This window comes from Gemmatimonadota bacterium (genome assembly GCA_016209965.1).
In the GTDB taxonomy this organism is placed as follows: domain Bacteria; phylum Gemmatimonadota; class Gemmatimonadetes; order Longimicrobiales; family RSA9; genus JACQVE01.
Window position 1 is genome coordinate 1 of sequence record JACQVE010000334.1, and the last position, 7411, is coordinate 7411.

7 protein-coding genes are annotated in these 7411 nt (G+C 68.3%); 5 read left to right on the top strand and 2 right to left on the bottom strand.

The window, feature by feature from the left end; all coding sequences use genetic code 11:
- The 3 genes from HY703_13320 to HY703_13330 all read left to right on the top strand — a co-directional run.
- A partial coding sequence (locus tag HY703_13320; protein MBI4546172.1) for a glycosyltransferase occupies nt 1–213 on the top strand: 213 nt, incomplete at its 5' end.
- Nucleotides 213–1250 carry a DUF362 domain-containing protein gene (locus HY703_13325; GenBank protein ID MBI4546173.1) on the top strand — a complete coding sequence of 346 codons (1038 nt, stop codon included), beginning with the start codon at nt 213–215 and terminating at the stop codon, nt 1248–1250. The genes HY703_13320 and HY703_13325, both read left to right, overlap by 1 nt.
- 15 nt (nt 1251–1265) lie before the next feature.
- The gene (locus tag HY703_13330) at nt 1266–4436 is read left to right on the top strand and encodes a TonB-dependent receptor (GenBank protein MBI4546174.1); all 3171 of its coding nucleotides are present in this window, start codon (nt 1266–1268) and stop codon (nt 4434–4436) included.
- On the opposite strand, the gene rlmN is transcribed toward HY703_13330, so the two are convergent.
- Both rlmN and HY703_13340 read right to left on the bottom strand, forming a co-directional pair.
- Nucleotides 4321–5583: a 23S rRNA (adenine(2503)-C(2))-methyltransferase RlmN gene (gene rlmN / locus HY703_13335; protein MBI4546175.1), complete on the bottom strand. Its 1263-nt coding sequence runs from the start codon at nt 5581–5583 to the stop codon at nt 4321–4323. The two genes, HY703_13330 and rlmN, sit on opposite strands and share 116 nt — an antisense overlap.
- 18 nt (nt 5584–5601) lie before the next feature.
- Entirely contained in the window at nt 5602–6492 is an 891-nt protein-coding gene (locus tag HY703_13340) for a hypothetical protein (GenBank protein ID MBI4546176.1), read from the bottom strand.
- Nucleotides 6493–6716: 224 nt separating this feature from the next.
- Between HY703_13340 and HY703_13345 the strand changes: the two genes are divergently transcribed.
- Complete coding sequence (locus HY703_13345; GenBank protein MBI4546177.1) at nt 6717–7175, top strand: PTS sugar transporter subunit IIA; 459 nt, start codon at nt 6717–6719, stop codon at nt 7173–7175.
- An 8-nt stretch (nt 7176–7183) separates the two neighbouring features.
- On the top strand, nt 7184–7411 hold a 228-nt coding region (locus HY703_13350; protein MBI4546178.1), incomplete at its 3' end, for a hypothetical protein.

The window sequence follows — 7411 nt, forward strand, 5'->3', positions numbered from 1 at the left end:
GCGGATCTGTTCACAGACGGGCGCGAGGGATTCCTTGTGCCGGCCAGGGACGCGCTGGCGATTCGCGAGCGGATGGAATGGCTGCTGGACCACCCGCATGAGCGGGAGAACATGGGGAATGCCGCGCGTGCGCGCGTCGTCGCGCTGGGCGGCTGGCGAGGATACGGGGAGCGAGTGGAGCGGGTTTACCTCGAGTTGCTGGCGAGAGATTGATGGCAAGTAGTCGAGAGGCAGGAGCACGGCGCGTGGCGCTCGTGCGGCAGAACGGCCGGCTGCAGGAGAGCGTCCGCGCTGCGCTCGCGGAGTGCGGGATTCTGGCGCGCATTACGGCGGGCACGCGAGTGGCGCTCAAGCCGAACTTCACCTACCCCTACTACAAGCCGGGCGTCACCACCTCGCCGGCCGTGATCCGTGCGGCCGTCCAGGTCCTGAAGGAGTACACCGAGCACATAGCCATCGTCGAGGGCGATGGAGGCTCGTACCTGTGGAAAGCCGAGGAGGCCTTCGACGGCCATGGCATCCGCGAGCTGGAGGCCGAGTTCGGGGTGACGGCGGTCAACCTCATCCATGAGCCGGCGGAGTACATCAGCTTCCGGACGCGAGGCGGCGATTACCGGCTTCCCCTGCCGGCCCGGTTGCTGCACGAGACCGATCTCCTGATCTCGATGCCCGTGCCCAAGGTACACGCCATCACCCGGCTCACCCTCGGCTACAAGAATCAGTGGGGCTGCCTGGTCGAGCCGATGCGGCTGCGGCACCACCATGTTTTCAACGACGCCATCGTCGCCATCAACCGTGTGCTGAAGCCGGTTGTTCTGGCGGACGGCACCTATTTCCTGGACCGCAACGGCCCCATGGACGGCCAACCGGTGCGCATGGACCTGATCCTGGCGGCCACGGATCCCGGTGCTTTCGACCGCTACGTCTCCGAGCTCATGGGTATCTCCTGGCGCGCCATCCCTCACCTGCGCCGCGCCGCCGCGTTGGGCGATTTGCCGCGCGACCTTGCGGAAATCGAGTTCCGCGTGTCTCCGGCCGAGGCGCGGGCGCCAACGTTCCGGCTGCAGCGGACCTTGAAGAACTGGGTGGCCGTCGCAGGGTTCAACAGCCGGGTGCTGACCTGGCTGCTCTACGATTCCTGGTTGGGGCGCGTCGTGATCCACGGGCTGATGTACGCCGTCACTGGACCACCGCTCCAGGATCGGACGCCAGCCAGCCCGGGTCCCGCGCGGGCTCCGGTACCGCGCTGACAGGTGGCGGGGGCCGTGCACGGTCGCAACCCCTGGCAGCCGCTGCTTATCCTGCGTGGCTCGCGGTTCTTCCTCCCCTGGGCCTGGTCGTTGTCTGCTCTGCTGGGCGCTGCGCGGCTGCTGCCCGCCCAGGAGGCGGCCGCGCCGCCCGCCCCCTCCTCGCCAGGCGATTCCACGCGGCTCCTCGCACAGCCAGGCCGGAAGCAGGCTGCCGAGCTATTCCTCGGGCCTGCTGACCTGGGGCTGCTCCCCAACAAGCGCCGCAACCTCGCCGACCTCACCAGGTCGGTCGCCAGCGTGAACTCGTATCCCGAGCTCGGAGCGCCACACCTGGTCACCGGGTTTGGCGCCCGGCCGACGCGTACCTCGCTCACTCTGGATGCGCTGGGCGGCAATCTCCTGTATTTCGGCGAGGCCGCGGGCTCGTGGCTGCTTCCGTACAACGTATCCCTGGTCGCACTGGATAGGGTGGATCTGGATCTGACCGGCTTCGAGGTCGAGCGTGCGGGGGCAGGGCCAGCCATTCGCCTGGCCAGCATCGGCGGGGAGCCGCGACCGCGAGCCGTGTTCCTCATGCAGCGCGACGAGGCGCTGACCGCGGCGGACTTCCGGGAAGCTGAGATGGGCGATTTCCGCGTCGATCAATTCGGTCTGGCGCTCGGCGGCCGGCTCTTAACGGACCGCATCCGCTACGCCCTGGTGCTGGATCGTATGAAGGGGAAGCGCCAGACGGGATTTAGCTCTCCGGATACCGCGCTCTTGCCGAAGTTTGATGTGGTGCGCTTCGAGCAGATCCTGAAAAACAACTATGACATGCAGGAGCACGTTAATCTGACGCTCAACGACGCGGGTCGACCGGACGGCTTTGTGCGCACCGACCGCGACCTGGATCACCGTGCGTCTTTCGGGCGGCTGGATTGGTCCATCGCGTCCGGCCACCGGCTGAGCCTGCTGACCAGCGTGCTCCGCTTCGAGGAGGGCAACCGTGACGTGAACGCGGGTGAGGCGCTGACGCACGCGGGCGTGTGGGGGAACCGCGTGGTGTCGGTGGGTGGGGTCCTCGAGTCCAGGCTGGGCGCGCGAGTGCGCAACACGCTCCGGCTGCAGTGGGCGGGCGAGGAGCACTTCCGCCGGCCGACCAGGGAGGCCGGTTTCATCCCGGCGCTGACGGTGTTTCTGGTTGACAGCCTGCCGCTGAGCTTCGGCGCCGACCAGGAGCTCTTCCGCTACGCGTTCGAGGAGACCCGGCTGGAGGCGGCCGACGCCGTCACGTTTACCCTGGGGCGCCACGGAATGAAGGTGGGCACGGGAAACGTCCTGTGGCACGTGGATCATCAGTTCTGGCCTGGTGGTGCGGGCGTGTACACGTACCGCGGCCTGAACGACCTGGAACAGGGGCGCGTCCACGAGTACGAGCGCCTGGCCCGGCCGTGCGCGGTGCCGCTAGAGAAGAACTACCATGGCGACCTCGCTCTCTGCCGGGAGTACGACGTGCCGGGCGCCGATTTCGGCGGCCTTGATTGGGCCTTGTTCGCCCAGGACGAGTGGCGAATCAGCGACGAGTTCAGGCTGACAGGTGGAGTGCGCTGGCAGGGCACGAGCTACCAGGGGCGCCCGGCCGAGAAGCCGGATCTCGAGCGCGTGTTCGGGATCCAGACAGACATGCTGCCCAGGCTGAGTGGATTATCACCGCGACTCTCCTTCCTCTACGACCGCGGCGGGGAGCAGCGGCAGGTTGTACGCGGCGGCGTCGGCATTTTCCACGACCGCGTCCCCGCCTTCCTGGCCGGGAATGTATTCCTGAGCGAGCGGCCGCTCCGCCTCGTCCAGTGCTTTGGTCAGGCTGCGCCGCGCTACCACACGGGCGAGGTCCTGGGGCGACCTCCTTTTGGCGGCGCGCGGGGCCAGAACAACCCTATGGCCTGCGCCGATGGCACAGTCAGTGACATCCCGCCGGACCACACCGTCTTCGGCAAGGACTTCAGGCTGCCACGCACGTTGCGCGGGCACCTGGGGCTGGAGCGGGCGCTGGGCGCCTCGACTCGCCTGGGCCTGGATGTGGTGTACGGCCGGACGACGAACGATTACACGGTTGCTGACCTGAACCTGGGGCCGATCCGCTACCGCATCCCTGCGGAGAACGACCGGCCCACCTTCGCACCGCTGGACACGGCGGGGCTCGAGCCGGGGACCCGCGTTCGCGTCTACGAGCCCATCCATCCCGCCGGCGGCTGGCAGTACCGGCACCAGCAGTTCGGCCACGTCTTCGCCAACGTGTCCACGGGCCAGGCGGAGTCGCGGGTGCTGCTGCTGGAGCTCGAGCAGAAGCTGGGCAGGAATGCGGCGGTCGACGTCGGCTATGCCTGGACCCGCGTTTACGACAACTCCTCCTTCTCCTGCTGCACCTCGCTGGAGGGTTTCGCCGGGAGCGGGGTCTGGCCTCGCGTGGCTGGCTCGGGGCACAAGGATCCCCTGAATCTGCCCTACGAAGGCGATCTTTTGCCCCGCCTGCCCACGGCAGGGAACCCTAACTTCCTGGGCGGCCCCGGCGACGAGGAGGAGGGAACATGGGCGCCATCCTCCTTCGAGCGGCGGCATGTGGTGGCTGCCCGCTTCATGGCGCGCCTGCCCTGGCAGCTCCGGCTCGCCGGGGTATGGCGCTCGCAGTCCGGGCTCCCCTGGACGCCGGTCGCCTTCGGTGACCTGAACAACGACGGCATGGTACTCAACGACCGGGCCATGATCAGCACCGATTTGCTTTTCTGGCGGCCCGACGACCCAGACCGCCTGGCGGCGGCTCTGGACGGGCACAAATGCTTGCGTGACCAGTTGGGGCGCATCGCGCGCCGCAACAGTTGCCGGAACCCGTGGTGGCATTCCCTCGATTTGCGCCTCTCGAAAGTCGTGCCCGCGGGCAGCGACCACGCGCTGGAGGTGACGATCGACCTGTTCAACGTGCTCCATGGGCTGAACCGCGGCTGGGGACGCTACCTGCAGGTGCGCCCCAGGGAGCAGATCCTGCTCAAGGCAATAGGGTTCGACGAGGCGGCCGAGAAGACGATCTACGGCGTCAACTATTACCCGCAGCGGCCGCCCGGGCAGCGCGGCTTCGGCGACCTCTCGCCCGTGGCCGGCGACGACGCCTACCAGTTCCAGGCGCAGATCGGGGTGAGTTTTTACTTTTAGGTTTGGGCTTAAGGGCGCGAGCTTCGCGGGCGTCAATTTCCGCAGGCCGGAGGCGGCTGAGCGCGAGGAAGGGCTTGGGTGGCCTCGCCGCGTGGTCTGCCCTGAGCTGGCCGCAGGCCGCGGCTATGTCCTGGCCGCGCGGGCCGCGCACAGTTGCGCGAACCGCCCGCGCCTCCAGCAGCCTCGCGAACGCCTGCAGCCGCGCGGGCGGGCTGGGCCGCCAATCGGGGCCCGGGATGGGGTTATAGGGGATCAGGTTCACGTGCGCCCGGAGCTCGAGGGCCAGCTCCGCCAGCTCGAGGGCCAGAGCATCCCCGTCGTTCAGGCCGTCGATCATGACATACTCGAAGGTGATGCGCCGGCCGCCCGCCACCTCGAAGCGGCGCAGCGCCGCCAGCAACTCGGGCAGCGGATACTTCTTTTCGACGGGAACGAGCTGCTGGCGCAGCTCGTGGTTGGGCGCATGCAGCGACACCGCCAGCCTGAACTGCTCGGGGCGCGCGGCCAGTTCGAGGATGCCGGGCACGATGCCGACGGTGGAGACAGTGATGCGCCGAGCGCCCACGCCGTAAGCTTGATTGAGCAGGGAAAGCGCGGGCATCACCCCCGCGCGGTTCAGCAGCGGCTCGCCCATGCCCATGAACACCACGTGTGTGATCTCGCCCAGCGCGTAGTCCCGCGCCCAGCGCCGAGTGCCCCGGAACTGCGCCACAATCTCGGCCGCGCTCAACTGCCGCCGGTACCCTGACCAGCCGGTGGCACAAAACACACACGCCATGGCGCAGCCCGCCTGCGACGAAATACACAAAGTCAGGCGGTGCGGCGCAGGGATCAAGACCGACTCGAGCAGCTCACCGTCATACATGCTCCACAGGTGCTTCACGGTCCCGTCCGCCGAGCGCGCGGCGTGCACCAGGGTCGGCGCCGTCAGGGAAAAGCTGGCGGCCAGCGCGTCCCGCTCCGCTGAGGGCAGGTCTGTCATCTCCTGGAAGCTCTGCGCGTCGCGGGCGTAGAGCCAGGCCAGCGCCTGTTCGATCCGGTAGCGGGGCTGGCGCCGCGCGGCGAAATGCTGGACGAGGCGGTCGCGGGCCTCGTCGCGGTCCGAGCCAATCAACTCCAATGTATTGGACTCCAGCAGTTTAGGCATAAGCACCGGACAAGTCACTTAAAAGCTGGCCTGGAAGCGGAAGGTATACCCCGCACCGAAGTCATTGGCCAACTCCTCGCGCACCACGCCCAGCAGGTAACGACCGAGCCGGAGGCTACCGGAGAGCACGGGCTGCCAGGCGGTGAAGCCGGGGCCGGGCTGTGCATCCAGGCCGGCGGCCACTTCGAGCCGCTGCCCCCAGGCCGTGGCGAGGGCGAAGCGGTGCTCGGGGCGTGTGGGCCAGCGCTGGCCGGCGATGCCGTAGCTTAGCTGCAGGTTCCAGGGCAGGTCAGGGGCGGGTCGCAGAGCGGCGCTGGCGCCCAGGCGCCATTCGGCGCCGCCATGGCCGAGCAGCAGGGCGCCGCCGATCTCCGGGTCGAAGGGCAGGCTTGCCCGATAGATGAGTCCGGCGCCGAGAAGGGCGCGGGCCTGGCGTCCGGGGCCGTGGTTGGTCCAGGTGTATCGGAAGCTGATGCCCGCGGCCAGGCCGTCCGGCAGTGTACTGGCCGCGCTGAGCGTGATCAGCTCCTGGGCGAAGTCAATGGCGGGGTCGAGCGAGTCGGCCATGGGCGTGGTGGTGGTCCGGACGATGCCCTCGATCTGCAGGTGCTGGTAGCCCAGGGCGAGTGCCCATGGGGTGCGGGGCTGCCAGGCGACCGCCAGTGCCACGCCGCCGAGGCCGGTGGCATCAGGCCCCTCAATGTCCGCGACCAGCGCTTCCAGCCGGCCGTCCAGGGCGGTGATGGCGGCGGGGTTCCAAAACGCTGCGGCCGCGCCCGGCAGCACTGCTTCCGCGATGCTGCTGGTCCGGGCAGGCCAATCGAGCACCAGTTGCGCGCCTGCTGGGCGGGCCAGGCCGAGGAGGGCGAGAAGCCCGCCCACGGCGGCAGCCCGCGAGCGAGGATTCATCTGACTTCCAGTCTACCTTCCCGCATGTGTTCCCGCATACCCTGCCGTTCTCCTTCCCCCGTACCTTACCCGCCTTCTCCGCTTGTGTCTCCCGCCATGCCTTCTCGGGTTCCCTGGCTTCCCTGGCTTCCCTGAACCAACTTGATGGCCTTCGGGCCGCGGTGTAACTTAACGAGCTTTGGCACCCGGCGAAAAGCCTGCTCCGGACCAGGATTGAGGCGCGCTTGCTGCTGACCGACCTGCTGACGCCTGAGCGCATCAGGATTCCGCTCCAGGCCACTACCAAGGACGAGTTGCTCCGCGAACTGGTCGAGGTTGTCACGCGTGGGGATGGCGTAGACGATGCGGAGGACGTACTTCGTGCGGTGCGCGAGCGGGAGGCGGTGCTCTCGACCGGGATCGGGAGCGGCGTGGCGATCCCGCATGGCAAGTCGGCGTTCCTTCCAGACCTGCGCCTGGCGGCAGGGCGCACGGCTGTGCCCGTAGATTTTGGTGCGCTGGATGGCCAGCCGGTGCGCCTGTTCTTCCTGCTGGTCGGTCCGGAGCACGCAGCCGGCCCGCACATCAAGGCGCTGAGCCGTATTTCCCGTCTGGTGCGCGACGAGGCTGTGCGCCGCGACCTGATTGCGGCGGCCGATGCACAGGCCTTTTACCGCGCCCTGCAGCAAGCAGAAGGCAGTTGAGGAGCCGCTTGCTGGCTTATGCACCCGCCGCGGTCTGGGCGGCGTTTCTACTTCTTCTGGGCAGCCGGCCGGACTTGCCCGCCGTCGCCTCGCCCTTCCCGCTGGACAAGCTGGCGCACCTCCTGCTTTACGGCCTGCTCGGTCTGCTGGCTGGCCTCGGCTGGCGCGCAGCAGGGCGGCGACCGGCGTGGGTCTGGCCTCTCATGGGGGCGCTGCTCGTGGGAATCCTGGATGAA

Coding starts and splice junctions, on each gene's coding strand:
- HY703_13325 (MBI4546173.1), top strand. CDS start 213: ATGGCAAGTAGTCGAGAGGCAGGAGCACGGCGCGTGGCGCTCGTGCGG.
- rlmN (MBI4546175.1), bottom strand. CDS start 5,583: ATGCCTAAACTGCTGGAGTCCAATACATTGGAGTTGATTGGCTCGGAC.
- HY703_13340 (MBI4546176.1), bottom strand. CDS start 6,492: ATGAATCCTCGCTCGCGGGCTGCCGCCGTGGGCGGGCTTCTCGCCCTC.